This is a genomic window from Micromonospora sp. URMC 107 (assembly GCF_051386315.1).
Classification (GTDB): domain Bacteria; phylum Actinomycetota; class Actinomycetes; order Mycobacteriales; family Micromonosporaceae; genus Micromonospora.
This window is the reverse complement of sequence record NZ_JBPQTK010000049.1, coordinates 14,777-39,724: the sequence shown is the minus strand read 5'-3', so window position 1 is coordinate 39,724 and position 24,948 is coordinate 14,777. Positions and strand designations below refer to the sequence as shown.

19 protein-coding genes are annotated in these 24,948 nt (G+C 74.0%); 10 read left to right on the top strand and 9 right to left on the bottom strand.

Features of this window, described 5'->3' with window-relative positions:
• Positions 1 to 2,236, bottom strand: a 2,236-nt coding sequence (locus tag ACSNN9_RS14065; protein ID WP_436673479.1) for a glycoside hydrolase family 9 protein, incomplete at its 3' end; no start/stop codon positions are given.
• Between the two features lie 392 nt (positions 2,237 to 2,628).
• Here ACSNN9_RS14065 and ACSNN9_RS14060 point away from each other — a divergent pair.
• Positions 2,629 to 3,429 carry an LPXTG cell wall anchor domain-containing protein gene (locus tag ACSNN9_RS14060; RefSeq protein ID WP_436673477.1) on the top strand — a complete coding sequence of 267 codons (801 nt, stop codon included), beginning with the start codon at positions 2,629 to 2,631 and terminating at the stop codon, positions 3,427 to 3,429.
• 334 nt (positions 3,430 to 3,763) lie between these two features.
• Positions 3,764 to 5,329 (top strand): aldehyde dehydrogenase family protein, encoded by a 1,566-nt coding sequence (locus ACSNN9_RS14055; RefSeq protein ID WP_436673476.1) that lies wholly within the window; start codon positions 3,764 to 3,766, stop codon positions 5,327 to 5,329.
• 34 nt (positions 5,330 to 5,363) lie between these two features.
• Here ACSNN9_RS14055 and ACSNN9_RS14050 read toward each other — a convergent pair whose 3' ends face one another.
• Entirely contained in the window at positions 5,364 to 6,425 is a 1,062-nt protein-coding gene (locus ACSNN9_RS14050) for a GNAT family N-acetyltransferase (RefSeq protein ID WP_436673475.1), read from the bottom strand.
• 125 nt (positions 6,426 to 6,550) lie between these two features.
• Complete coding sequence (locus ACSNN9_RS14045) at positions 6,551 to 7,255, bottom strand: amino acid-binding protein (RefSeq protein ID WP_436673473.1); 705 nt, start codon at positions 7,253 to 7,255, stop codon at positions 6,551 to 6,553.
• A gap of 151 nt (positions 7,256 to 7,406) precedes the next feature.
• On the opposite strand from ACSNN9_RS14045, the gene ACSNN9_RS14040 reads away from it, so the two are divergent.
• A complete protein-coding gene (locus ACSNN9_RS14040) occupies positions 7,407 to 8,495 on the top strand; it encodes a phosphotransferase family protein (protein ID WP_436673471.1) in 1,089 nt (362 codons plus the stop codon).
• Positions 8,495 to 9,709 (top strand): acyl-CoA dehydrogenase family protein, encoded by a 1,215-nt coding sequence (locus ACSNN9_RS14035; RefSeq protein WP_436673469.1) that lies wholly within the window; start codon positions 8,495 to 8,497, stop codon positions 9,707 to 9,709. The genes ACSNN9_RS14040 and ACSNN9_RS14035 overlap by 1 nt, the downstream gene beginning before the upstream one ends.
• Before the next feature lie 70 nt (positions 9,710 to 9,779).
• Here the strand turns inward: ACSNN9_RS14035 and ACSNN9_RS14030 are convergent, their stop codons facing one another.
• The 6 genes from ACSNN9_RS14030 to ACSNN9_RS14005 all read right to left on the bottom strand — a co-directional run bounded on the left by ACSNN9_RS14030 (position 9,780) and on the right by ACSNN9_RS14005 (position 16,618).
• Positions 9,780 to 10,826 carry a LacI family DNA-binding transcriptional regulator gene (locus ACSNN9_RS14030; RefSeq protein WP_436673467.1) on the bottom strand — a complete coding sequence of 349 codons (1,047 nt, stop codon included), beginning with the start codon at positions 10,824 to 10,826 and terminating at the stop codon, positions 9,780 to 9,782.
• Positions 10,827 to 10,911: 85 nt separating this feature from the next.
• Positions 10,912 to 12,345 carry a GH1 family beta-glucosidase gene (locus tag ACSNN9_RS14025; RefSeq protein ID WP_436673465.1) on the bottom strand — a complete coding sequence of 478 codons (1,434 nt, stop codon included), beginning with the start codon at positions 12,343 to 12,345 and terminating at the stop codon, positions 10,912 to 10,914.
• The gene (locus tag ACSNN9_RS14020) at positions 12,342 to 13,184 is read right to left on the bottom strand and encodes a carbohydrate ABC transporter permease (RefSeq protein WP_357878996.1); all 843 of its coding nucleotides are present in this window, start codon (positions 13,182 to 13,184) and stop codon (positions 12,342 to 12,344) included. The genes ACSNN9_RS14025 and ACSNN9_RS14020 overlap by 4 nt, the downstream gene beginning before the upstream one ends.
• 11 nt (positions 13,185 to 13,195) lie before the next feature.
• Positions 13,196 to 14,167: a carbohydrate ABC transporter permease gene (locus ACSNN9_RS14015; protein WP_358084962.1), complete on the bottom strand. Its 972-nt coding sequence runs from the start codon at positions 14,165 to 14,167 to the stop codon at positions 13,196 to 13,198.
• 235 nt (positions 14,168 to 14,402) lie between these two features.
• Positions 14,403 to 15,695 (bottom strand): ABC transporter substrate-binding protein, encoded by a 1,293-nt coding sequence (locus ACSNN9_RS14010; protein WP_436673462.1) that lies wholly within the window; start codon positions 15,693 to 15,695, stop codon positions 14,403 to 14,405.
• A gap of 377 nt (positions 15,696 to 16,072) precedes the next feature.
• Entirely contained in the window at positions 16,073 to 16,618 is a 546-nt protein-coding gene (locus ACSNN9_RS14005; protein ID WP_436673460.1) for a plasmid pRiA4b ORF-3 family protein, read from the bottom strand.
• Between the two features lie 150 nt (positions 16,619 to 16,768).
• Here ACSNN9_RS14005 and ACSNN9_RS14000 point away from each other — a divergent pair, with 150 nt between their 5' ends.
• From ACSNN9_RS14000 to ACSNN9_RS13975, 6 genes are all read left to right on the top strand, one after another.
• Complete coding sequence (locus tag ACSNN9_RS14000) at positions 16,769 to 17,515, top strand: pyrimidine reductase family protein (protein WP_436673458.1); 747 nt, start codon at positions 16,769 to 16,771, stop codon at positions 17,513 to 17,515.
• Positions 17,516 to 17,657: 142 nt separating this feature from the next.
• Positions 17,658 to 19,412 carry an ATP-binding protein gene (locus ACSNN9_RS13995; RefSeq protein WP_436673457.1) on the top strand — a complete coding sequence of 585 codons (1,755 nt, stop codon included), beginning with the start codon at positions 17,658 to 17,660 and terminating at the stop codon, positions 19,410 to 19,412.
• Positions 19,413 to 19,424: 12 nt separating this feature from the next.
• Entirely contained in the window at positions 19,425 to 20,576 is a 1,152-nt protein-coding gene (locus ACSNN9_RS13990) for an exonuclease SbcCD subunit D (RefSeq protein ID WP_436673455.1), read from the top strand.
• Positions 20,576 to 23,050 (top strand): AAA family ATPase, encoded by a 2,475-nt coding sequence (locus ACSNN9_RS13985; protein ID WP_436673454.1) that lies wholly within the window; start codon positions 20,576 to 20,578, stop codon positions 23,048 to 23,050. The genes ACSNN9_RS13990 and ACSNN9_RS13985 overlap by 1 nt, the downstream gene beginning before the upstream one ends.
• 49 nt (positions 23,051 to 23,099) lie before the next feature.
• Positions 23,100 to 24,059 (top strand): hypothetical protein, encoded by a 960-nt coding sequence (locus ACSNN9_RS13980; protein WP_436673453.1) that lies wholly within the window; start codon positions 23,100 to 23,102, stop codon positions 24,057 to 24,059.
• Positions 24,059 to 24,916 carry a spermidine synthase gene (locus ACSNN9_RS13975; RefSeq protein WP_436673452.1) on the top strand — a complete coding sequence of 286 codons (858 nt, stop codon included), beginning with the start codon at positions 24,059 to 24,061 and terminating at the stop codon, positions 24,914 to 24,916. The genes ACSNN9_RS13980 and ACSNN9_RS13975 overlap by 1 nt, the downstream gene beginning before the upstream one ends.
• The last annotated feature ends 32 nt before the right edge of the window (positions 24,917 to 24,948 follow it).

The window sequence follows — 24,948 nt, the reverse complement described above, 5'->3', positions numbered from 1 at the left end:
GCGCCCGCACCGAGAACCGGTACGTCCGCTCGGGCAGCAGCCCGGTCACGGCCAGGGTGTTCGTGGCGGCGTCGACCAGGACGAGCGCGTCGCTGCCGACCTGCGCCCGGGTGACCTCGTAGCCGGCCAACCCGCTGCCGCCGGCGTCGACGGACGCGGGCCAGGTCAGGGTCAGCCCGGTCGCGGTGACCGCCGAGGCGACGGGGGTGCCGGGCGCGGTCGGCGCGGTGGTGTCCGGGGTGGCCGGCGCGGGCTCCTCGCCCCAGACGCGGGTGGCGCCGGAGTAGAGGGTGACCTTCCGGTTCGGCCCCGCCGCCGGCTGGTACGACGGGTCGTTCGTCGGGTCCCAGGTGCCGCCCTCGGGCACGCCGATCTTGAACTGCACCTCCATCCGGTGCTGCGACTGCCCGGCGGGCGCGATGGTGTGCCCGGTGCAGTCCACCTCGACGTACCAGACGTCACCGGAGAACTGCTTGGCGCTCGACGGCGACGGGCAGCCCTGGGTGTAGCCGGGGGTCACCGTGACCGGGCCGGTGCCGTCGGGGCGGAAGTAGTAGCGGAACTTCCCGGCGGTCAGGGCGCGGGCCGGGAACGCGGACTTGTTGTAGACGATCGCCTTGAGGCCGGTGGCGCGCGGTTCGGCCTGCATCACCGTGGTCTCCACGGTCAACTCGTCGATGTCGGGCGTCTCGGCGCGGGGGAAGCCGGCGAGCGGGGTGCCGCCGTACTCCTGGCTCAGCCGGGCCAGCGCGGAGGTGAAGCCGGCGTTGTAGTCGGTGGCGACCTCGTTCATCACGTAGTCCGACCGGTTGTCGGTGTACGCGTCGTTGGCCGCCGACGGGCCGCCGACCAGCGCGCCGTAGAGGGTGTGCCGCGTCTCGGCGGGCACGGTCTGGCTGTCCCACCAGGAGCCGTGCGCGGTGCGGTGGTGCGGGTTCTTCGGGGAGTTGGCCCCGAAGCCGATGACGTAGCTGGAGGCGCGCGGGTTGTCGCCGAGCGCGTAGTCGATCTGCCGGACGGCGAAGTCGTGGTAGCGGGCCTTGCGGGTGGCGTCGGTGGTCCTGTCGCTGTAGACGAGGGCGGCGAAGGCGGTGTTCGCGGCGTAGCGCAGCGCGCCCCACGAGTCGAGCACCGCCATCCCGCCGGGCGAGTACGGCACCCGCTGCCCGTTGACGCCGACGGTCCAGTAGTCCAGCCAACGGTTGGCGTCGTCGACGTACTTCTGCTTGCCGGTCAGGTTGGCCAGCAGCACGTACGCCCCGAACTGCTTGTTGTCCCAGGCGATGGTCCACTTGTAGGAGCGGGTGGTGCTCTGGTTCTCGGTGCCGAGCCTGTCGTACTCGCTCTCGGCCTTGGCGAGGTAGGCCGGGTCGCCGGTGGCCCGGTGCAGCCAGATCGCGGACCAGACCAGCTCGTCCTGCCAGCCGCTCCAGGAGCGGTAGAAACTGGTCGCGTCGGTGATGCACTCGTGGTAGCTCTTCCGCACGGTGTCGGCGAACGTGTGCAGCTGCCTCGCGTGGCCGAGCAGCCGGTCGGCGTAGGCGGCGTCGGTGGGCCGGAAGACCATCGACGACGCGGCCATCGCCGCCGCCGTCTCCCCCGCCAGGTCCGCGCCGCCACAGCTCGCGTCGATCTTGTACGCGGGTCGCGCCATCGGCAGCACCTCGGCCGGGCCCCACCACTTGTGGTCGTCGTCGCCCTTGCCGACCTGGCCGTAGAGGACGTTCGGGGCCGGGTGCGCCCGGATGAAGTAGTCGTTGACGAAGCGCAGGTTGTTCAGCAGGTGGGGCAGTTGGCCGGAGGCGACGTAGCCGGCGCGGTACTCGACGGCGCCCCAGGCCAGCATGGTGGCGCTGAACGCCATCGGAAAGCCGAACTTGACGTGGTCGCCGGCGTCGTACCAGCCGCCGGTGAGGTCAAGCCCGACGTCAGCGCCGTCGGTGAGCGCGGAGTCGCCGCGCCAGGAGACCCGGTTCCAGTCCGGCAGCGGGCCGGACTGCTGCGCCTCGTAGAAGTAGAGCGACTTCTGCAGCGCCTCGGCGTAGTTGAACGCGCCGGCGGCGGCGGGGGCGCGCGTGGTCCGTGTCGTGCCTTCGGCGGCGGGCGCCGCGGCGGAGGCGGGCCCCGGGGCGGTGACGGCGAGGGCCAGGCCGGCGGCGAGGGCGGTGCCGGCGGCCAGCAGGCGGGGCAGCCAGGGCAGGTCGCCCGGGCGGCGCGGGCGTCTCGGGTGACGCATGACGGTGCTCCTGTCGGTGGCGTCGCCGGCGGGCACCGGAGGGTCGTGCGGGACAGCGGGGCGAAGCCGGTCCGGCGTGGCGACGAGGGGTGGTGGGGTGTGCCGCAGAAGCGCCGGGAGCGCTCCCATGGATAGTCGACAATGTAAGGCGAGGGTCGGCGCTTTGTGAAGGGCCGCGATGGCGGACGCGGAAACGGGAGCGCCACCGACCCTGATCGCGTTACACCGACACGCCAACCCAGCGTGAGGAAATTCGGCGCCACGTCGAGAAGGTCGGCGCATCGTCGCAGCCCAAGCCGATCGCCCGATGCCGACGACCGTCACCCACCGTGCGATCATGGGCCGACCCCTCACTCTATTCCGGAGGAATCCTCATGGCGTACCGTCGGCGCGTGGCGCGCGCTGCTGTTTCCACCATCGCCGCCACGGCCTGCCTCGCTCTCGCCGCCCCGGCCTGGGCATCGAGCCCCGTGCAGATCAACCCGGACCACCGGGACGAGACCGCCGGCGGCTTCTCCACGCAGGACTGCGCCGATCCACGATTCGAGGGCCGCCCGGCGGACCACGACGGCTGGCACTTCGTCCTGCCCGGCGGCAAGGCCTCCGGCGGCTTCGAGACCCTCACGCTGACCTTCGACACCGGAGCCGGCGAGGTCACCGTCACGGTGCCGGACGCCGGCGACCCCTACCCCGACGCCCTCTACCCCGCGGGCAAGGACCAGGACCGGCTGATCCACGCCTACCTCTTCACCCCGGCCGGCTGGACCCTGCGGGACGGCAGCGCCGCCGTCAGTGGTGACGCCGACTCGTTCAACCTGAGCCACACCTGCGCAGGCACCGCGCCGTCGCAGTCGCCGAGCCCGACCCCGACGCCGACCACCTCGGAGTCGCCGCAGCCGTCGGAGTCGGCCTCGCCGAGCGCGTCCGCCTCGCCGTCGGAGTCGACGCCGCCGTCCGAGTCGGCCTCGCCCTCGGAGTCGACCTCGCCGTCGGAGTCGACCTCGCCGTCGACCCCGGGCACCGGCTCGCCGTCCGAGAGCGGCGGCAGCGGTGGCGGTGGCGGCGGCGAGGGCGGCCTGCCGTTGACCGGCGTGGCCACGACCAGCATCGCGCTGGGCGGTCTCGCGCTGATCGGTGGCGGCGCGCTGCTGATGCTGCGCCGTCGGCGCGACAACGTGACCTTCACCAGCTGACCCACGCAGCACCCGAACGGCCGCCGGACACCTCGTCCGGCGGCCGTTCGCCTCTCCCCACCCGGGCCACCCCTGAGGCGAACCGCCACCGGGCCGCGCCGGGCTATCGGACGTTCATCACACCATCCAAACCTTTCGATTGAAACGCGTCGTAATTCCAGCTCAGGCGCCTGAATGGCGGCCCGAAAGACGCGCCGCAGCGGATCGGCGGCGGGGCGGGCGTTCCGGCATACGAACGTACTGTTGCCGCGCCGCTTTCCGGCGCGCGACAGTACGCCACACCAGCGGTGCCATCGACGCCGCCGCTCCCCCGGTCAACCCTGAGGAGATCGCGATGGCTCTACGACTCGCCGACGGCACCGCCTGGTCCGACACCCTCGCCCGCGCGGTGGCCACCGCGCCCGAGGCGTTCGGCTCCCCGGTCGACGGTGTCACCACCCTGCACAACCTCGTACGCGGCGACTGGCACGCGGTGGGCTCCCCCAGCCCGGTACGCACCCCGGTGGACAACACCGTGCTGGTCAACCTGGCCCGCCTCGACGCGGACTCCGCCCGCGCCGCGGTCGCGCACGCCGCCGACGCGCACCGGGCCTGGGCCGGCACCCCCCTCGCCGAACGCAAGGCCCGGGTCATCGACGCCCTCGACGCGCTCACCGCCCACCGCGACCTGCTCGCCCTGCTGCTGGTCTGGGAGATCGGCAAGCCGTGGCGGCTGGCCTGCGCCGACGTGGACCGGGCGCTGGACGGCGTCCGCTGGTACGTCGACGAGATCGACCGGATGCTCGCCGACGGTCGGGAGCCGCTGCCGGGGCCGGTCAGCAACATCGCGTCCTGGAACTACCCGATGAGTGTGCTCGTGCACGCCGAGCTGGTGCAGCTGCTCGCCGGCAACGCGGTGATCGCGAAGACCCCGTCGCAGGGCGGGGCGGTCTGCCTTACCGTCGCGCACGCGCTGATGCGCCGCGCCGGGCTGCCCGCCACCCTGGTCTCCGGCGGCGGCGAGGAGCTGTCCGAGGTCCTCGTCCGGGCGCCGGAGATCGGCGCCGTCGCGTTCGTCGGCGGGCGCTCCAACGGCGGCAAGGTCGCCGCCGCGCTGCTCGACTCCGACAAGCGGCACTTCATCGAGCAGGAGGGCCTCAACGCCTGGGGCATCTGGAACTTCTCCCAGTGGGACCTGCTCGCCGGGCACCTCAAGAAGGGCTTCGAGTACGGCAAGCAGCGCTGCACCGCCTACCCGCGGTTCGTGGTCCAGCGGGACCTCGTCGACGAGTTCCTCGACATGTACCTGCCGGTGGTGCGTTCCGTCCGCTTCGGACACCCGCTCGCCGTCGGCGACGACTGGACCGCCGGTGACCCGCTACCCGAGCTGGACTTCGGCCCGCTGATCAGCGCCGCCAAGGCCGACGAGCTGCGCCGCAAGGTCGACGAGGCGGTACGCGGCGGCGCGGTGCCCCTGCACCGGGGCAAGCTGCACGGCGCACCGTTCCTCGACGGGCAGGACACCTCCGCGTACGTGGCGCCGTCGGTGCTGCTGGCCCCGCCCGGCCGGTCCCGGCTGATGCACGCCGAGCCGTTCGGCCCGGTCGACACCATCGTCGTGGTGGACACCACCGACGAGCTGCTGGCCGCGATGAACGCCTCGAACGGCGCACTGGTCGCCTCGCTGGCCTGCGACGACGAGGAGCTGGCCGGCAAGCTCGCGGTCGACCTCCAGGCGTTCAAGGTGGGCATCAACAAGCCGCGCTCCCGGGGCGACCGGGACGAGCCGTTCGGCGGCCGGGGCGCCTCCTGGAAGGGCGCCTTCGTCGGCGGCGACCTGCTGGTGCAGGCGGTCACCCAGGGCGGCGACGGCCGGCTCTACGGCAACTTCCCCGACTACAGCAGCTACCCCGCGACCTGAGTGCGAGGAAGGGGCCCTGCCTGTGCCGCAGGCGTCAGCAAGGGCCCCTTCCGTTCACCGTGGGCACGCCCACGGTGAGCGGCACGGTCAGGGTCACCAGCGCGCCGTCCCGCTCGGCCGGCGTGGGCCGGCCGAGCCGCCGCACGGTGCGCAGCATCGGGGCGTTCTCCGCGTGGACGTGCAGCACCAGGGCGGCGTAGCCGGCCCGCTCCGCGTGCCGGACCAGTCGGCGCAGCAGGGCCGGGCCGAGGCCCCGCCGCTGCCAGTCGTCGCGGACCAGCAGCGCCACCTCGGCCTCGTCGCCCTCGGCGAGCAGGTTCGCCATCGCCACCACAGACTCCCCCGACCCGACGTCGCCGGCCGTGGCGAGCAGGGTCAGGCCCCGGGCCGGCTCCAGCAGCCGGCGCAGCCGGGCCGGCGAGGGAGCCGCCGCACCGCCCAGGTAGCGGCGGTGGCGGCTGCGCGCCGAGCATCTTTCGTGCAGCTCGGCCACGCCGGGCAGGTCGTCCGCGGTCGCCGGCCGTACGGCCGCCTCGGCGCCGCCGGGCAGCACCAGGGTGACCTGCTCGGCGGCCCGGCGCGCGACGGCCGCCGACAGCTCGACCAGGGCCTGGGCCCGGGCGTACTCGGCCGGGGTGAAGCCCGGCACGGCGCGGCGCAGCGCGAACGACCCACCGGCCGGATCGTCCAGCAGCATGGTGGTGTCGGCGAGCCCGCCGCCGGAGCCCGCCGACGCGGGTCGCCAGGTCACCGCGTCCGCGCCGAGCAGGGCGCGCAGCGCCTCCCCGGTCGAGTCGGGATCCCGCACCAGTCGGGTGGCCAGGCCGAGCGCCCGGGTGGGCTGGTCGGCGAGCCCACGCGCCTCGCTGCGCGCCACCCAGCAGTCCCGGCCCCGCCCCCGCTGCACGGCGGCGACGAGGCCGGCCTCGTCGAGCGTGTCCGGCGCGTCGACCAGGAAGTCGTCGACGGCGCCCCGCTCGGTGGTGTGCACCTGCACGGCGAGGATGTTGACCCCCCGCAACGCCAGGCTCGCCGTCAGCACCGACAGGTAGCCCGGCCGGTCGTCCACGGTCGCCCGGATCCGCCACAGCGTCATGGTTCGCTCCCTTCCCCCCGTACGACCCTCGCCGATCGCTGTTGCGGGCCGGTTGCCCCCGGGTGACGGCTCCGGTTCCGCCGTGGCGACCTGCGCCACACCGCGCGCCGTCCGGCCGGCCGGGCTCAGGGGTTGGCGGCTGACGGTGCCGCCCCGACCAGGTCGAGCCGGTCGCCGAGGATCACCGCGGCGGCCCGGACGAGCTGCGCCAGCCGGTCCACCTCCGTGGCGTGGAACGCCGCCGCGGCCGGCGCCCCGGCGCACTCCCGGGCCACCACCAGCACCAGGCCGGCCCGACCGAACGGCGCGACCGCGACGTGCGCGCCGCCGGGCGTGCTGAGCGCCCGGGCGCGCAGCGGGGTCACCTCCGGCAGCGGCGGCGGTACGGGCGCACGCCAGCTCGCGTACGCGACGGTCGCCTCCCCGGCGGCACCGGGCCGCGAGGCCCAGTCCACCGGCACCACCGCGGCGACCGCCCAGTCGGCGGCGAGCAGCCCCGGTACGGCGTCGACCAGGGTGGCGACGCCGTCGACCGGGTTGGCCGCGACCTGGGCCAGCAGCTCGGCGTCCTGCCCGGAGGTGGTGGGCGCGCCGATCGCCCGCCACACCCCGTCCACCCGGACCCCGGGGATCGCCGCCAACCCGGCGAGCAGCCGCTCCACCCGCGCCGCGCCCGGCCAGACCACGGTGAAGTCGTCCACCGCCCGCCCGCCGAGCCGCTCCAGCACGACCACCTGGACGATGTCCGCGCCGGAGACGCCCATGGTGCGCGCCACCTGGCCGAGCGTGCCCGGACGGTCCGGCAGGGTGACCCGAACTCGCAGCAACATGTCTTGACCCTCCGCTCGGCGGGCCGGCACCGCTGGCCGGCAGGCTGGGCCCCAGCCTGGTCGGTGGCCGTTTCGCCCCTGTTGCCGCGGCGTGTCCCGAGGGTCAACTCCCCACCTTGACAACATGGCGGAGCTGCCATCAACTATTCGGATGACCGAGCCGGCCGTCGACGCGCCCGGGCCGGGCAGTACGCCTGCCCCCGCCGCCTCCCCCCGCGGGTTGGATCTCGACCGCCTCGCCGGTTACCTGGCCGCGCACCGGCCCGAGCTGGCCGACGGGCCGCTGCGGGCCCGGCTGATCGCCGGCGGCAAGTCCAACCTGACCTACCTGCTGGATGTCGGCGGGCGGGAGGTGGTGCTGCGCCGCCCGCCGCTCGGGCACGTGCTGGCCACCGCGCACGACATGGCCCGCGAATACCGGGTGATCTCCGCGCTGGCGCCGACCGACGTGCCGGTGCCCGAGGCGCTGCTGCTCTGCGAGGACGCCGACGTGATCGGCGCGCCCTTCTACCTGATGCAACGGGTGCGCGGCGAGGTGTTCCGCACCCGCGCCCAGACCGACCCGCTCACCGCCGGGCAGCGGCGGGAGCTGGCGATGGCGATGATGGACACCCTCGCCGCGCTGCACGCGGTCGAGCCCGCCTCGGTCGGGCTGGCCGACTTCGGTCGCCCGGAGGGCTACCTCGCGCGGCAGGTCCGCCGGTGGGCCGGCCAGCTCGACCGGTCCCGCAGCCGACCGCTGCCCGGCATCGAGGAGCTGCGGGACCTGCTCGCGGGCACCGCGCCGGAGGGCGCCAACGCCGGCCGGATCGTGCACGGCGACTACCGGCTGGACAACCTCCTCGCCACCGTCGACCCGGTGGCCGTACGGGCCGTGCTCGACTGGGAGATGGCCACCCTCGGCGATCCGCTGGCCGACCTCGGGCTGCTGCTGACCTACTGGGACGTGCTCGGCGGCAGCGACTCGGCCGCCGGCAACCCGGTCGCCGACGGGCTCGGCCCGCGCGCCGGGTTCCCCACCGGGACGGAACTGATCGCGCGGTACGCCGGGCGCGGCGACGTCGACGTCGGGCCGCTGCACTGGCACGTCGCGCTCGGCTGCTTCAAGCTCGCGGTGATCTGCGAGGGCATCCACTACCGGCACACGCTCGGGCAGACGCTCGGCGAGGGCTTCGACCGGATCGGCGACATGGTGGCACCGCTGGTCGAACACGGGCTGACCGCCGCCAGGGAGCGTTGATGGACTTCGCCTACGACACCCGCACCGAACAGTTGCGGGCCGAGCTGACCGCGTTCCTGACCGAGCACGTCGAGCCGGCCGAGGCGGTGCACGCCGCGCAGGTGGCCGCCGCCGGCGACCCCTGGGCCCGGCCTCCGGTGATGGCCGAGCTGAAGGCCGAGGCGCGCAGGCGCGGCCTGTGGAACCTCTTCCTCCCCGACCCGCGTCACGGCGCCGGCCTGACCAACCTCCAGTACGCCCCGCTGGCCGAGCTGACCGGGCGCAGCCCGCACCTGGCCCCCGAGGCGCTCAACTGCGCCGCGCCCGACACGGGCAACATGGAGCTGCTCGCCGAGTTCGGCTCGCCAAGGCAGCAGGAGCGCTGGCTGCGGCCGCTGCTGGAGGGCGAGATCCGCTCCGCGTTCTGCATGACCGAGCCGGAGGTGGCGTCCTCGGACGCGACCAACATCGCGACCCGGATCACCCGCGACGGCGACCACTACGTGGTCAACGGACGCAAGTGGTGGTCGTCGGGGGCGATGGACCCGCGCTGCGAGATCTTCATCGTGATGGGCAAGACCGACCCGGGGGCCGACCGGCACCGCCAGCAGAGCATGATCCTGGTGCCCCGCGACACCCCCGGCGTCGCCGTGCGGCGCGGCATGACGGTGTTCGGCTACAGCGACGCCTCGCACGGCGGTCACGCCGAGATCGACTTCACCGACGTCCGCGTACCGGTGGAGAACCTGGTCGGGGCGGAGGGCGCCGGTTTCGCGATCGCCCAGGCCCGGCTCGGCCCCGGCCGGATCCACCACTGCATGCGGCTGATCGGCATGGCGGAGCGGGCCCTGGAACTGCTCTGCCGGCGGGCGCTGGAGCGGGTCGCGTTCGGTCGTCCGCTCGCCGAGCAGGGCGTGGTGCGCGAGTGGATCGCCGAGTCCCGGGTACGCGTCGAGCAGGCCCGGCTGCTGGTGCTCAAGACCGCCTGGCTGATGGACACGGTCGGCAACAAGGGCGCGCACACCGAGATCCAGGCCATCAAGATCGCCACCCCCGCCATGGCCGAGTGGGTGATCGACAAGGCCATCCAGGCGTACGGCGGGGCCGGCGTCAGCCAGGACACCCCGCTCGCCGCCCTCTGGGCCCAGTCCCGCACGCTGCGCCTGGCCGACGGCCCTGACGAGGTGCACCGTTCCTCGCTGGCCAAGCGCGAACTGCGCCGCTGGTCGGACTGACCCCGGCGCCGAACGGACCACGCCCCCGGCCCGGCCGCGGACAGCCACCGGACGGCACGAGGCCGGTGGGTCAGGCGGAGGCGCGTTCGATCAGCTGGGTGTCGAGCAGGATGTGGGGGGACGGGAGCTCGTCGCCGCGGATGCGGGAGACCAGCAGGCGGGCCATCTGCCGGCCCATCTCCTCCACCGGCTGGAAGACCGTGGTCAGCGGGGGCTCGGACTGCCGGGCGATCGGGGCGTCGTCGAAGCCCACCATGGCGACGTCCTCCGGCACCCGCCGGCCCGCCTCGCGCAGCGCGCGCAGCGCCCCGAACGCCATCAGGTCGGAGGCGACGAAGACGGCGTCGAGGTCGGGGCAGACCTCCAGCAGCCGCCGCATCCCGGCCGCCCCGCTGCCCTCGCTGAAGTCCCCGTACGCGATCAGGTTCGGGTCGACCCCGCCCCCGGCGGCCTTGACCGCCTCCTTGTAGCCGGTCAGCCGGCCCAGGCCGGCGCCCATGTCCTGCGGGCCGGCGATGGTGGCGATGCGCCGCCGCCCACGGCCGGCCAGGTGTTCCACCGCCCGGCGGGCGCCGCCGACGTTGTCCACGTCGACGTAGTACGCGGGCTGCGCGCCGGGTTGCAGCATCCGCGCCGGCCGGCCGCCGAGCACCGTGGGCAGACCGCGCTCCTCCAGCAGGGTGGGCAGCGGGTCGGAGTCGTGCAGCGACAGCAGCAGCACGCCGTCGACGTGCTGGTTGGTCAGGTGGTGCTCGACCCGCTCCCGCTCGATCGGCGACTGCACCATGGCGAGCCAGAGCTGCAACGGGGTCTCCAGCAGCCCCGAGCTGACGCCCCGGACGATGCCGGCGAAGAACGGCTCGGTGAAGACCCGGTCGCCGGACTCCGAGACCACCAGGGCGATCGAGTCGGTGCGCTGGGTGACCAGGGCGCGAGCGGCCCGGTTCGGCACGTACCCCAGCTCGGCGATGGCCTGCTGCACCGCGGCGCGCGCCTCGGGGCTCACCTGGGGTGAGCCGTTGACCACCCGGGAGACCGTCCCGCGACCGACGCCGGCGCGGGCGGCGACGGCGTCGAGGGTCGGGCGCCCGAGCGACCGGGTGCGCTGCGTTGTCATTGTCTGCTCCTCCGACGGCGGACCGGCCCCGGCGCCACCCCCTGCGGGGTGGCGCCGGGGCCGCCCGTTGATGGCTGGCCCTGGCCTATTGTGCGGCCAGACCGTTGCGTCGGATCACCTCGGCGTACCACCTGGCGCTGGACTTGGGGATGCGGACCTGGCTGTCGTAGTCGACGTGGACCATCCCGAACCGCTTGGTGTAGCCCCAGGCCCACTCGAAATTATCCATCAGTGACCAGGCGAAGTATCCGCGCAGGGGCACGCCGGCCTCGATCGCCTCGTGCGCGGCGCGCAGGTGGGCGTCGAAGTACGCCAGCCGGTCGACGTCGTCCACCTGCCCGTCGACCACCTCGTCGACGAAGGCGGAGCCGTTCTCGGTGACGTAGAGCGGCAGGTCGGTGTACTCCTCGTGCACCCGGCGCAGCGTCTCCACCAGACCGGGGGCGTCGATCTCCCAGTTCATGTCGGTGACGGGCACGCCCCGGGTGACGAACCGGACGTCCTCGCTGCCCGGCCAGCACGACGGCGCCCGCCAGTACGGCTCCGGCTCGGCGCCCGGGACCGGCGCGGCGACGACGTGGCGGCTGTAGTAGTTGACGCCGACCACGTCCAGCGGGGTGGAGATGGTCGCCAGGTCGCCGTCGCGCACGTGCCCGAAGTCGGTGACCCCGGCGAGGTCGGCCATCAGGTCCGCCGGGTAGGACCCGCGCAGCAGCGGGTCCAGGAAGAAGCGGTTGGCCAGCCCGTCGATGCGCCGCGCGGCGTCGACGTCGGCGGGCGCGTCGGTGGCCGGCGTGACCGGGTAGAGGTTGACCGTCACCCCGACCTCGGCGGTCGGCCGGGCCGCGCGCAGCGCCTGCACGGCGAGGCCGTGGCCGAGCATCAGGTGGTGCCCGGCCCGGACGGCGTCGGCGCCGTCCGAGCGGCCCGGCGCGTGCACCCCGGAGCCGTAGCCGAGGAACGCCGAGCACCACGGCTCGTTGAGCGTGGTCCAGTAGCGCACCCGGTCGCCAAGCGCGTCGGCGACCAACGTGGCGTAGTCGGCGAACCGCGCGGCGCTGTCCCGGGCCGGCCAGCCGCCGGCGTCCTCCAGCGGCTGCGGCAGGTCCCAGTGGTAGAGGGTGAGCCACGGCTCGATCCCGTGCCCCAGCAGCTCGTCGACGAGCCGCCGGTAGAAGTCGAGCCCTTCGGCGTTGGCGGGGCCGGTGCCGCCCGGCTGCACCCGCGGCCAGGAGACCGAGAACCGGTACGACTTCAGCCCCAGCTCGGCCATCAGCGCGACGTCGGAGCCCATCCGGTGGTAGTGGTCGCAGGCCACGTCACCGGTGTGCCCCTCGACCACCCGGCCCGGGGTGTGGCTGAAGGTGTCCCAGATCGACGGGGTCCGGCCGCCCTCGGCCGCCGCGCCCTCGATCTGGTACGCGGCGGTGGCCGCGCCCCAGAGGAAGCCGGGTGGGAAGGTCAGCGGCGGACGGTCGTCGACGACGCCGGCGGCGGGCGGGCTGGCGGGGTTGCTCACGACTTGACGGCACCTTCCATGATGCCGCCCACGATCTGGCGGCCGAACACGATGAACACGATCACCAACGGTAGAGTGCCGACCGCCGTGGCGGCGAACACCTGCGAATAGTCGGTGTAGTAGGCGTACGACAGGAAGGCCAGCGAGACCTGGAGGGTCGGGTTCTCGGAGGTGAGCACCGCGTACGGCCACAGGAACGAGTTCCAGGTCTCCATGAAGGTCAGCAGGCCGAGCACGGCGGCGGCCGGGCGCAGTGCGGGCAGCACGATGTTCCAGTAGATCCGGAAGGTGCTCGCCCCGTCCACCCGGCCCGCCTCGATCAGCTCGTCGGAGATGGCCTGGGTGGCGTACTGCCGCATCATGAACACGCCGAACGCGCTGACCAGGAACGGCACGGTCACCGCGTAGAGGGTGTCGAACCAGTTCAGGTCCTGGATCATGCCCCAGAGCGGGATGAGCCCGAGCTGCGTCGGGATCATCATGGTGACGATGATCGTCAGCAGCAGGGCGTTGCGGCCCCGGAAGCGCAGCTTGGCGAAGGCGAATCCGGCGAGCGATCCGGTGATCACCACGGAGATCGTCACGATGCCGGAGACGATCACCGAGTTGAGCAGGCCGGTGAGGAAGTTCGCCGCCTCGTTGTCGAGCACCCGGCCGAAGTTGTCGCCGAACGATCCGGCCGGCGTGACCGGCGGCGGGACGTCGTTGATCGAGTCCAGGCTGCGGGTGGCGATGACCACCATGTAGTAGAACGGGTAGATCGAGAACAGCGTCGCCAGGACGAGCGCGACGTAGGTCAACGGGCTGGTGCGCCACAGGCGCCGGGATGCCGAGTTCATCTCCGCGTTCCTCACTTCACCGTGCGGCGGACGAGCAGGAAGTTGATCCCCGAGACGAGGGCGATCATCAGGAACATCGCCCAGGCGACCGCGGCGCCGTAGCCGGCGGTGTTGAGGTTCTCGATGCCCAACTCGTACATGTACATGGCCAGGGTCTGGAACTCGCGCTGGTCGCCGCCGATGATGTTGCCGTTGGCGAAGACGAGCGGCTCGGTGAAGAGCTGGAGCCCGCCGATGGTGGAGAGGATCACCACGAAGACGAAGGTCGGCGTGAGCATCGGCAGGGTGATCCGCCAGAACTGCTTCCACTGGCCGGCGCCGTCGAGCGCCGCCGCCTCGTACAGGTCGCGCGGGATGGCCTGCATGCCCGCGAGCAGGATCAGGGTGTTGTAGCCGGTCCACCGCCAGTTGACCATGGAGGCGATGGCGGTCCAGGAACTCCACCGCTCGGCGTCCCAGTCGACCGGGTCGATCCCGACGAGGCCGAGCACCCAGTTGATCACGCCGAAGTCGCGCTGGAAGAGCATGCCGAAGACGATCGCCACGGCGGCCACCGAGACCACGTTCGGCATGAAGATCGCCATCCGGAACAGCGTGCGCGCGCGCAGGAAGGTGCGGTTGAGCAGGTTCGCCAGGAACAGCGCGAGCAGCAGCTGCGGGATGGTCGACAGCAGGAAGATGCCGAACGTGTTGAGCGTGGCGTTCCAGAAGTACTCGTCCTTGACCAGGGCGACGTAGTTGTCGAACCCGATGAAGCTGTGGTCGCCGATCAGGTTCCAGTCGTGCAGGGACATCCAGGCGGTCCGCAGCATCGGGTAGAGCCCGAAGATGCCGAAGACCACGAAGAACGGCGCGATGTAGAGGTACGGCGAGTACTTCAGGTCCAACCGGGTCAGCGAGTGCGATCGGGACCGGCGCCGCGCGGGCGGGCGGGGTGGCGGTGCGGCGGGCGACGGCGGCGCCGTCGTGGCCGAGAGGCTCATGCCGTCGCCTCCCTACGGTCGGCGCCGGCCCAAGACTCATCGGCGCTGTGCTGGCTGATTCGCTCGCTGTGCTCGCTCATGTGGGTCCTTTCCCGGCGTCGGCGCGGGCGCGCGCCGACGCCCAGGCGCTCTTACGCGGAACGGGACGGCGCCGATGGCGTCCGGGGGTGCAACGGGGACGGCGCCGGTGGCGTCCGGGGGTGTGGACCCGGACGCCACCTGGCGACGAGGTGGGTCAGAAGGCGCCCTGCGTCTTGGCGTCCTTGGCGAACTGCTCCCAGGCCTTGTCCTTCGCGGCCTGCCCCTGTTCGTACGAGCGCAGCGCCGGCTCGAACGCGTTCTCCTTCACCGCCTGGTGCTTCGGGCCGAGGTGCAGCGGCTGGATCTTGGCGACGCTCTCACCGAAGATCTTGCCGGTCGGCGCGTTGTTGAAGTACTCGTTGGTGTAGGCGAGGAACTCCGGGTTCTTCAGCGCCTCCAGGTTGGTCGGCAGCGGGCCCTTGAGCTTGAACGCCGCCACCTGGCTCTGCGCGTTGGTCAGGTACTCGGCGAGCTTCGCCGCCTCCTTGGGGTACTTGCTCTGGGTCGGGACGCCGAGCCAGGAGCCACCCCAGTTGCCGGCGCCGCCGGGCACCGGGGCGACGTCCCACTTGCCCTTGTTCTCCGGGCCGGAGTTGTCCGCGACGATGCCGAGCATCCAGGACGGGCAGAAGGTCGCCGCGAAGGTGCCCTGCTTGAAGCCGGCCGACCACTCCGGCGACCAGGTCGCCGTCTCGGCGGTGATGTTGGCGTCGGCCATCGCGACCGCGGTGTCCCAGGAGGTCTTCACCGCCGCGCTCTTGTCGGCGACGATGTTGTCGTCCTTGTCGTAGAACAGCTCGCCGCCCTGCTGGAACATGACGGCGCTGGCGGCGGTGGTGACCGAGTCGAGCAGGCCCTTGCCGGTGGCGGTGCGGTACTTCTTGCCGGTCTCGATGAAGGCGTTCCAGTCCGGCCAGAGGGCGGCGACCTGGTCCCGCTCGACCGGCAGCTTGGCCGCCTGGAAGAGGTCCCGGCGGTAGCAGACCGCGAGGCTGCCGACGTCGGTCGGCAGGCCGATCAGCCGGCCGTCGGGCGCCTTGCCCAGCTCCCACTTCCAGGGCAGGTAGTCCTTGCTGTGGTCGGCGACCAGCGGGGCGAGGTCGGCCCAGTTCGCCGGGTTGGCCTTGAACTCGTTGAGGATGCCCTCTTCGAGGGCGACCACGTCGGCCGCGCCCTTGCCGGTGGCCAGCGCCCGGACGATCTTCGGCCGGTACTCGTTGAGCTGCGCGGTCTTGCGCAGCTCGACCTTGATGCCGGTGTCCTTCTCGTACTGCTTGATGATCTCGTCGTAACCGAACTCGCCGAACGTGTCGATGACCAGCTTGGCGGGCTTCTCGCCGGCCGCCGGCGCGTCGTCGTCCTTGCCGCAGGCCGCGAGACCGCCGATGGCGGTGATCGCGGCCAGTGCGGCAGCCGCCATGCGGGTACGCCGCGTGGTGAGGCTCATCGGAGACCCCTCTTTCGGTGGTGAGGCTGACTGGGTGTGGTGGGGGGTGCCGTGCGCGCCCGTCGACACCGACCAGGCCGGCGGTCGACGACCGGAGCGGGGCGCGGGTGAGTCGTGCCACGTTCGCGGGAGCGCTCCCATGAGATTGCCGGCGGGTGTCAGGGGTGTCAATAGGCCCTTGGGAGCGTTCCCAGATCGTTACCGCGCGTGCGGGGCCGTCGCCCGGGGGGCGTCAGGGGTCGACGTGCGGGCCGGCGCCACCTGGGCGTCCGTCGCGTTGAAGCGGTTCAGCGGGCCCGGTCAGGGACGGCGGACAGGCTGAGCGGCCCGTCACGCACCCCGGGAGCGCGGCCCGAGCGGGTCGCCGCCGAAGCGGTTCAGCAGAAGCGGCGCAGCAGGGTGTCGGCCCGGCCCGCGTCGAAGGCGGCCGGGTCGAAGCGGTCGCCCACCCAGTCCCGCGCCTGTGGGTGCCCGGGGTGAGCGGGGTCCGCCAGCACGGCCAGCAGCGCCTGGTAGCCGGTCGGTCCGCCGACGTCCTCCGGCGGGCACGCCCGCTCGCCGTCCACGCAGGACGGGTAGCGCCCGTCCGGGTCGGCCGCGCAGGCGTCCTCCACCACCAGGTCGTGCTCCCACCAGTCGCCGAAGTCGTACGTGTAGCGGAAGCGGCTGCCCTTGCCGACCACCGCGTCGAGCCGGACGTCCAACTCGTCGTGCAGGGCCAGCTCGCCGTCGGGGTCGGGCTCGCCGTACTGGCGGCCCTCGATCTCGAACGAGTGCAGGTGGCAGTCCCGCCAGCCCATGCCGTGCTGCACCACCCGGTGCAGCCGGTCCAGGGTGTAGCCGCCCGGGACGAGCACCCGGCGCCAGATGGGCGGTCGGACCCCGGCCAGGGAAATCTTCAGCTGGAAGATCTGACGTGGCATGCTGTCCCGTCCCTGTTCGGCATAGGCTGCGGGCATGATCTGCCGAGCGTGCCGGGCCAGGCGGCACGACGACTGTCCGGGGCGCACCTGGTGCGACTGCCAGCACCGTACCCCCCGACCCACCCCTCCGGTCACCGGTCCGGCCGGCGAATGAGCGTCGGAATCCCGATTTCGGCGCTCTGGCCGCAGGCGGCGGCGCGACCGTTGGACGACGCCGCGCTCACCGCGCTCTACGGCCGGGCCGACCGCCCCCACCTGCGGGTGAACTTCGTGACCAGCGTCGACGGCGGCGTCTCCGTGGACGGCTACTCCGCCGGGCTCTCGGGCGAGCCGGACAAGCGCGTCTTCGGGCTGCTGCGCATGCTCTGCGACGCCCTGCTCGTGGCCGCCGGCACGCTGCGGCACGAGGGCTACCGGGCGGTCCGCCTCGACGAGCGACGCCGGGCGTGGCGCCGCGAGCACGGCCTGTCCGAGTACCCGACGCTGGTCGTCGTCTCCGGCTCGCTCGACCTCGACCCGGCACAGGCCGCGTTCGCCGACGCGCCGGTGCGGCCCGTGGTGCTCACCCGGGCCGACGCCACGGCGCCGCCCGGCCTGGCCGGGGTCGCCGACCTGGTGCGCTGCGGCGACGACCGGGTCGACCTCGCGGCGGGCCTGGCCGAGCTGCGTCGCCGCGGCCACGGCCAGGTGCTCTGCGAGGGTGGCCCGCACCTGTTCGGCGCGCTCACCGCCGCCGACCTGGTGGACGAGGTCTGCCTCACCGTCGCCCCGCTGCTCGCCGGGGCCGGGCCGGGGCGGATCACCGCCGGCGGGGCCAGCGACGTGCGCCACCTGCCGCTGCGGCACGTACTCGCCGCCACCGACGGGACGCTCATGCTCCGCTACGCCCGCGACTGACCGTGGTCGGGCCGGCACCCTGTGGCTGACGGCCGCCGACGGCGCGTGGCGTCCGCCGCGTCGCGTGGCAACCTGTCGTACTCCTCGGGCAGGATGCAGGCGTGTGCCCCGACCGCGACGACCAGCCGACCGGAGTTGCCCGATGACTGACGACGGGTTCGACGGCCCGGGCGAGGTGGTCGGCCGGGTGCTGGGCACCGCCGACGCCACACCCCTGCAGTTCTGGACCGCGGTCTCCCCCGACAGCTACCTGCAGCTCGACGACGTCGTGGTGACCCGGCGGGAGCTGCCCGACCGCGAGCCGGTGACGATCGCCGGGGTGGTCACCCAGGTGCGCGCCCGGCACGAGGGCGCCCAGTTCGACTCCGACGTCTTCGCCATCGCCGACGGCACACTGCCCGCCCAGGTGCAGGAGGCCGCCGAGATCACCACCACCCGCGTCGACCCGGAGCTCTACGTGCCGCCGTCGCCCGGTGCGGTGGTGCACCGCGCCGAGGGCGACGCCCGCGCCCGGGCGCTGCACTTCGACCGGATGGAGCGGCGCATCCCGATGGGCATGGGCCGCGACGGGGTGCCGGTCTACCTCAACGCCGACTTCCTCGACGGCAGCCGGGGCGCGCACGTGTCGATCTCCGGCATCTCCGGGGTCGCCACGAAGACGAGCTTCGCCACCTTCCTGCTCTACTCGGTCTTCCGCTCCGGCGTGCTGGGCGGCGACGCGGTCAACGCCAAGGCGCTCATCTTCAACGTCAAGGGCGAGGACCTGCTCTTCCTCGACCACCCCAACACCCGGCTGGACGACGCCACCCGCGCCGCCTACGCGAAGCTCGGCCTGGTCGCCGGCGCGTTCCCGGACGTGCGGGTCTACGCCCCGCCCCGGGTGGGCGACTCCTCCGGCACGCCCGACGTGAGCAGCCGCCTCACCGGCGTGGACAGCTTCTACTGGACGCTGAGCGAGTTCTGCGCCGACCGCCTGCTGCCCTACGTGTTCGCCGACGCCGACGACGAGCGCCAGCAGTACACGATGGTGGTGCACTCGGTCGCCGCCCACCTGGCCCGGCACGCCCAGCCCGCCGACGGCGGGGTGAGCATCGACGGGGTGCGGCTCGGCTCGTACGCCGACCTGGTCGACCACATCGTCGACCAGCTCAACGACGACGAGACCCGCTCCGACTGGGCCGGCAGCGCCGTCGGGCTGGGCACGGTCAACGCGTTCGCCCGCCGGCTGATCGGCAGCAAGAAGGACCTGTCCCGGCTGATCCGGGGCGACCTCGCCACCCGCCGCCCGCACTCGATCAACACCGCCGAGAGCGCCCAGGTCACCGTGGTCGACCTGCACAACCTCCCGGACCGCGCGCAACGGTTCGTGGTCGGCGTGACGCTGAAGAGCGAGTTCGAGCGCAAGGAGAAGGCCGGCACCGCCAAGCCGCTGCTCTTCGTGGTGCTCGACGAGCTGAACAAGTACGCCCCACGCGAAGGCTCCTCCCCCATCAAGGAGGTGCTGCTCGACATCGCCGAGCGGGGTCGCTCGCTCGGGGTGATCCTGGTCGGCGCCCAGCAGACGGCGAGCGAGGTGGAGCGGCGGATCGTCACCAACTCGGCGATCCGGGTGGTGGGCCGGCTCGACCCGGCCGAGGCGTCCCGCCCGGAATACGGCTTCCTGCCGCCCGCCCAGCGGCAGCGCGCGCTGCTGGCCAAGCCGGGCACGATGTTCGTCAACCAGCCCGACATCCCGGTGCCACTCTGCCTGGAGTTCCCGTTCCCGGCCTGGGCCACCCGGGTCTCCGAGGCCGGCCGCGCCCCGTCCGAGACGCTCCGGTCGATCACCCAGTCCGTCGACCCGTTCGCGGTCGTCGGCTCCGGCGGCGGCACCAGCGACGACGACATCCCGTTCTAGGGGGACACACCCGTGAAGATCCTGCACACCTCCGACTGGCACGTCGGCAAGGTCCTCAAGGGGCAGTCGCGGGCCGAGGAGCACAAGCGGGTCCTGGCCGGCGTGATCGACGTCGCCCGCGCCGAGGCGCCCGACCTGGTCATCGTCGCCGGTGACCTCTACGACACCGCCGCCCCGACGCCCGAGGCCACCCGGCTGGTCACGCGGGCCCTGACCGCGCTGCGCCGCACCGGCGCCGACGTCGTGGCCATCGGCGGCAACCACGACAACGGCCAGGCCCTCGACGCGCTGCGTCCCTGGGCCGAGGCCGCCGGGATCACCCTGCGCGGCGGGGTCCGGGACAACCCCGACGAGCACGTCGTCGACGGCACCACCGCCGGCGGCGAGCGCTGGCGGCTGGCCGCGCTGCCGTTCCTCTCCCAGCGTTACGCCATCCGCGCCGTGGAGATGTACGAGCTGACCGCCGCCGAGACCACCCAGACCTACGCCGACCACCTGGGCCGGGTGCTGGGCCGGCTGACCGAGAGCTTCACCGAACCGGACCGGGTGCACCTCGTCACCGCACACCTGACCGTGGTCGGCGCGACCACCGGCGGCGGGGAGCGCGACGCGCACACCGTGCTGGGCTACGCGGTGCCCGCGACCGTGTTCCCCGGGACGGCGCACTACGTGGCGCTGGGCCACCTGCACCGCTCGCAGCGGGTGCAGGGCCCCTGCCCGATCCGCTACAGCGGCAGCCCGCTGGCGGTCGACTTCGGCGAGCAGGAGAACGTGCCGTCGGTGACCGTCGTCGAGGTCACCGCGACCACGGCGGCGCAGATCCGCGAGGTGCCGGTGACCGCCGCCACCACGCTGCGCACGGTCCGGGGCACCCTGGCCCAGCTCGCCGAGACGCAGGTGCCGGAGGACGCCTGGCTGCGGGTGTACGTCCGGGAGCAGCCGCGCGCCGGGCTGCGCGAGGAGGTGCAGGAGTTGCTCCCCTCGGCCCTGGAGATCCGGATCGACCCGGAGCTGGTGCCCGCCCCGGGCAGCGGCGCCCGGGTGGCGCAGCGGGCGGGCCGCTCGCCCCGACAGCTCTTCGCCGACTACCTCGACAGCCGGGGGCACACCGACGACGGGGTGCGGGAGCTCTTCGACGAGCTCTTCGAGGAGGTCGACCACTGATGCGGCCGATGCGGCTGGACATGGCGGGCTTCACCGTCTTCCGCGACGAGACCACGATCGACTTCACCGACGCCGACTTCTTCGCCCTGGTCGGGCCGACCGGCTCCGGCAAGTCGACGGTGCTGGACGCCATCTGCTTCGCCCTCTACGGCACGGTGCCGCGCTGGGGCGGGACCCGGGGCCTGGGCAACGCGCTTGCGCCGTCGGCCACCGAGGCGCGGGTCCGGCTGGTGTTCGAGTCCGCCGGCTCCCGCTACGTGGCGACCCGGGTGGTCCGCCGCGACGGCCGGGGCAACGTCAAGACGGCCAACGCCGGGTTGCAGCTGATGCCGGCCGGGTTCGACGTGACCAAGCTCGACACCGGGCTCAGCCCGGACGACCTCGGCGAGGTGGTGGCCGGCACCCCCGCCGAGATGGAGCGGGCGGTGCTGGAGGCGGTCGGGCTGCCCTACGAGCAGTTCACCAGCTGCGTGGTGCTGCCGCAGGGGCAGTTCGCGGACTTCCTGCACGCCAAGCCGGCCACCCGGCAGCAGATCCTGGTCAACCTGCTCGGCCTCGGGGTCTACGAGGACGTGCAGAAGAAGGCGACCGCGCGGGCCGCGCAGGCCGAGGCGAAGCTGGAGGCGGTCGACCAGGCGCTCGCCGGGCTCACCGACGTCGACGACGCCGCCCTGGAGGCGGCGACCGGGCAGGTCGACCGGATGCGGGAGCTGGCGGGGGCGGTGGCGTCCGCCGTACCGGAGCTGGCGGCGGCCCGGGCGACGGCGCGCGAGGCGGGCGCGGCCCTGGCCGCCCTCGACGCCGATCTGGCGGTGCTGGCCGCCGTGCGCGCGCCGGACGGGGTGGCGGAGGTGGCCCGGGCGGTCGCGTCGGCGCGGGCCGGCGCGGACGAGGCGGCGACGGCGGTGTCGCTGGCCGAGGAGCGGGAGGAGAAGCTCCGCGGCGAGCTGGCCGCCGCCGGCGACGAGAGCGCGCTGCGGCTGCTGCTGCGGGCGTACACCGACCGGGAGAGGCTGGCCGACGAGGCGGAGGCGGTCCGCGCGGCGGTGACCGGCGCGCAGGCCGAGCACGGCGCGGCGGTGGCGGCGCTCACCGAGGCGCGGGCGGCGGCCGAGCGGGCCGAGGCGGAGCTGGAGGCGGCCTTCCGCGCCCACGAGGAGGCGAAGGCGACCGACCAGGCGGTGGCGTTGCGCGCGCACCTGCGCGACGGGGCGACCTGCCCGGTCTGCGAGCAGACCGTCGCGACGGTGCCGGCGGTGCCGGCCGACTCGGCGGTGGCCGCCGCGACGGCGGCGGGACGGGCGGCGCGGGCCGCCAGCAAGGCCGCCCAGTCGGTGGTGCAGGAGCGCGACGGGGCGGCCCGGGAGCTGGAGCGGGTGCTGCTGCGCGCGCGGGCCCGGCAGGACCAGGTGCAGGCCCGCCTGGCCGAGCTGGACGACCAGCTCGCCGGGGCGGCCGAGCCGGCGGTGCTGCGCCGCGAGCTGGACGAGCACGCGCGGCTGCGCCGGGCGCTGGAGGAGTCGGCGACGGTGGTGCGGGCCGGCCGGGACGCCGCCCGGCGGGCCCGGGCGGCGGTGGACGCCGCCGAGGAGCGGCTGCGGGCGACGTGGCGGGCGTTCGACGCGACCCGCGACGGGCTGGCCCGGTTCGGGCCGCCGACGGCGGACCGGGAGGACCTCGGCGCGGCGTGGGCCGCCCTCACCGGATGGGCCGGCGAGGAGGCGGAGCGTCGCCGCGCGGAGCGGGCCGGGCGGGCCGGGGCGGTGGCGCAGGCCGAGGCCGTGGCGGCCGATGTCGGCGAGCGCATCGCGGGCGTCCTCGCCGCCGCCGGGCTGCCGCCCACCGACGATCCGCTACGCGCCACCGACCGCGCCCTGGAGCGGGCCGAGGCCGACCTGCGCGAGCTGGAGCGGCGCCGGGAGCAGGCCGGTGGGCTGCGCGAGCAGCGGGCCGGGTACGAGCGCGAGGCGCAGGTGGCCCGGGCCCTCGCGGGGCACCTGCGGGCCAACAACTTCGAGCGGTGGCTGCTGGCCGAGGCGTTGGACCTGCTGGTCGACGGCGCCTCGGGCATCCTGCGGGAGCTCTCCGGCGGGCAGTACGACCTGGTCCACGACAAGGGCGAGTTCTTCGTGGTCGACCACCACGACGCGGGGCTGCGCCGGGGCGTGCGCACCCTGTCCGGCGGCGAGACCTTCCAGGCGTCGCTGGCGCTGGCGCTGGCGTTGTCGGAGCAGCTCGCCGGGATGTCCACCACGGCGGCGAGCCTGGAGTCGATCGTGCTGGACGAGGGCTTCGGCACGCTCGACGCGGCCACCCTCGACACGGTGGCCGCCACGTTGGAGAACCTGGCCGCCCGGGGCGACCGGATGGTCGGCGTGGTCACCCACGTGCCGGCCCTGGCCGAACGCATCCCGGTCCGGTTCGAGGTCAGCAAGGACGCCCGGTCGGCCCGCGTCGAACGGACCGGCCGGTGAGCGGGGCCCGTCGCGGCGCCCCGGCGTCCGAGACGGAAGGTTCGCTGCGGTGACCGACCCCCGGTTCTTCGTCGACGCGTGGGATCCGGCGTACGGCGCCTCGTTCGAGGCCTCCGGCGGCGGGCCCGCCGCGCCGAGCAGTGCCCAGGTCGACCCGGACGCCGAGCTGCCGGCGGTGGACTGGCGGGCGATCGGGCCCCGCCCCGGCGTCCACGCCCCCGACGTGGTGCTGCTCGTCGACGGGGTGCGCCGGATCGACGCGAGCGTCTGGACGGCCGAGGACGACGGGGCGTCCTTCCCCGGCCTGGCCGCGTCGTACGCCGCCGGGGTGGTCCGGTGCGACCTGGAGCGCGGCGCGGCGCGGCTGGCCGGCGCGCGGGTCGGTCGGGGGTTGTTCACCGCCAGTCCCTCGGCGGTGGACGTCGTGGCCGGCAGCGTCCGCTACCCCGTGCACCGGGTCAGCGGCACAGGCGAGCTGAACAAGCTTCCGGCCGCCGTGCAGGGGCCGCTGACCGCTCTGGAGGTTGAGGTCTCGGGGGCGGCCCGCACGGACGGCGACCTGCTGGTGGTCGACGGCCCGCTGCGCAACCGGCGGCAGCTGCCGCGCACGGTCGGCTACATCAAGACGCAGCACAGCCAGTACCTGGACGCCCGGCTGACCGCCGTGGTCACCGGTCTGGCGGCCGGCGAGCGCTCCCCGGTGTTCAAGCTCGGTACGGCCTGGGGCGGCTGGTCGTGGTACCTGCGGCTGCCGGTGGCCGTCGGGGCGCCGTGGGCGGGCATCGTCCGGATGGAGTGCTCCGCCGAGCTGAGCGTCGAGGAGGCGGTGGGCCTGGCCGACCTGTCGCTGGTCACATTGCCCCGGTTCGCCTCCACCCCCTACAAGGACCCGCGGGCCCCGCAGAACCTGATCCCGATCGCCGGCCTGGAGCGCCGGCTGCGGGCGCTGCTCGGCGACGCGCGGCTGCTGCACCGGGTGCTCACCGCCGCCGCCCGGGGCCGGCGCTGATGGGACGCAAGCGGGCGGCCGACACGGTGGCCGCGCGGGTGGACACCGGCCAGGCCGAGCTGGTGCCGGATCCGGACCGGCCGGGGTCGTGGACCCTGCTGCTGGACGGCGCCCCGCAGTCGCACGTGGACCTGGCCGATCCCACGCACCTGGAGTTCGAGTACGTCCGGCGGCTCGCCGCCGCGATCGACCTGGTGGCGCCGGCCGGCGCGCCGCTGCGGGTGCTGCACCTCGGCGGCGGCGCGCTGACCCTGCCCCGCTACGTGTCGGCCACCCGGCCCGGCTCCACGCAGCGGGTGGTCGAGGTGGACGGCGCGCTGGTGGAGCTGGTCCGTCAGGCCCTGCCGTGGCCGGCGGATCCCCGGCTCAGGGTGCGGGTGGCCGACGCCCGCGCGGTGCTCGCCGCCAGCCGGGACGCCAGCTACGACATCGTGGTCGCCGACGTCTTCGCCGGCGCCCGCACGCCGGCCCACCTGACCTCGGTGGAGTACGCCGCCGAGGTGGCCCGGGTGCTGCGCCCCACGGGATTCCACCTGGCGAACGTCGCCGACGGCCCGCCGCTGCGCCACGCCCGGGGGCAGGTCGCCACGGTCCGGTCGGTGCTGCCCCGGGCCTGCCTGGTAGGCGACGCGGCGGTGCTGCGCGGGCGGCGCTACGGCAACCTGGTGCTGGTGGCCGGCCGGGTCGAGCCGCCGGTGCCCGAGCTGACCCGGCGCGCCGCCGGGGACTGGTTCCCCGGCCGGGTGCTGGCCGGCGACGAGCTGGACCGCTTCGCGGGCGGCGCGCGGGTGGTCCGCGACGCCGACGCGACCGACTCGACCCCGCCGCCGCCGGGAATCTTCTCCGTCGGCCGTTGACCCGTCAGCGCGGGCGCCCCGCACCGCCGCCG

Coding starts and splice junctions, on each gene's coding strand:
- ACSNN9_RS14055 (WP_436673476.1), top strand. CDS start 3,764: ATGGCTCTACGACTCGCCGACGGCACCGCCTGGTCCGACACCCTCGCC.
- ACSNN9_RS14050 (WP_436673475.1), bottom strand. CDS start 6,425: ATGACGCTGTGGCGGATCCGGGCGACCGTGGACGACCGGCCGGGCTAC.
- ACSNN9_RS14045 (WP_436673473.1), bottom strand. CDS start 7,255: ATGTTGCTGCGAGTTCGGGTCACCCTGCCGGACCGTCCGGGCACGCTC.
- ACSNN9_RS14040 (WP_436673471.1), top strand. CDS start 7,407: ATGACCGAGCCGGCCGTCGACGCGCCCGGGCCGGGCAGTACGCCTGCC.
- ACSNN9_RS14035 (WP_436673469.1), top strand. CDS start 8,495: ATGGACTTCGCCTACGACACCCGCACCGAACAGTTGCGGGCCGAGCTG.
- ACSNN9_RS14030 (WP_436673467.1), bottom strand. CDS start 10,826: ATGACAACGCAGCGCACCCGGTCGCTCGGGCGCCCGACCCTCGACGCC.
- ACSNN9_RS14020 (WP_357878996.1), bottom strand. CDS start 13,184: ATGAACTCGGCATCCCGGCGCCTGTGGCGCACCAGCCCGTTGACCTAC.
- ACSNN9_RS14015 (WP_358084962.1), bottom strand. CDS start 14,167: ATGAGCCTCTCGGCCACGACGGCGCCGCCGTCGCCCGCCGCACCGCCA.
- ACSNN9_RS14010 (WP_436673462.1), bottom strand. CDS start 15,695: ATGAGCCTCACCACGCGGCGTACCCGCATGGCGGCTGCCGCACTGGCC.
- ACSNN9_RS14005 (WP_436673460.1), bottom strand. CDS start 16,618: ATGCCACGTCAGATCTTCCAGCTGAAGATTTCCCTGGCCGGGGTCCGA.
- ACSNN9_RS14000 (WP_436673458.1), top strand. CDS start 16,769: ATGAGCGTCGGAATCCCGATTTCGGCGCTCTGGCCGCAGGCGGCGGCG.
- ACSNN9_RS13995 (WP_436673457.1), top strand. CDS start 17,658: ATGACTGACGACGGGTTCGACGGCCCGGGCGAGGTGGTCGGCCGGGTG.
- ACSNN9_RS13985 (WP_436673454.1), top strand. CDS start 20,576: ATGCGGCCGATGCGGCTGGACATGGCGGGCTTCACCGTCTTCCGCGAC.
- ACSNN9_RS13975 (WP_436673452.1), top strand. CDS start 24,059: ATGGGACGCAAGCGGGCGGCCGACACGGTGGCCGCGCGGGTGGACACC.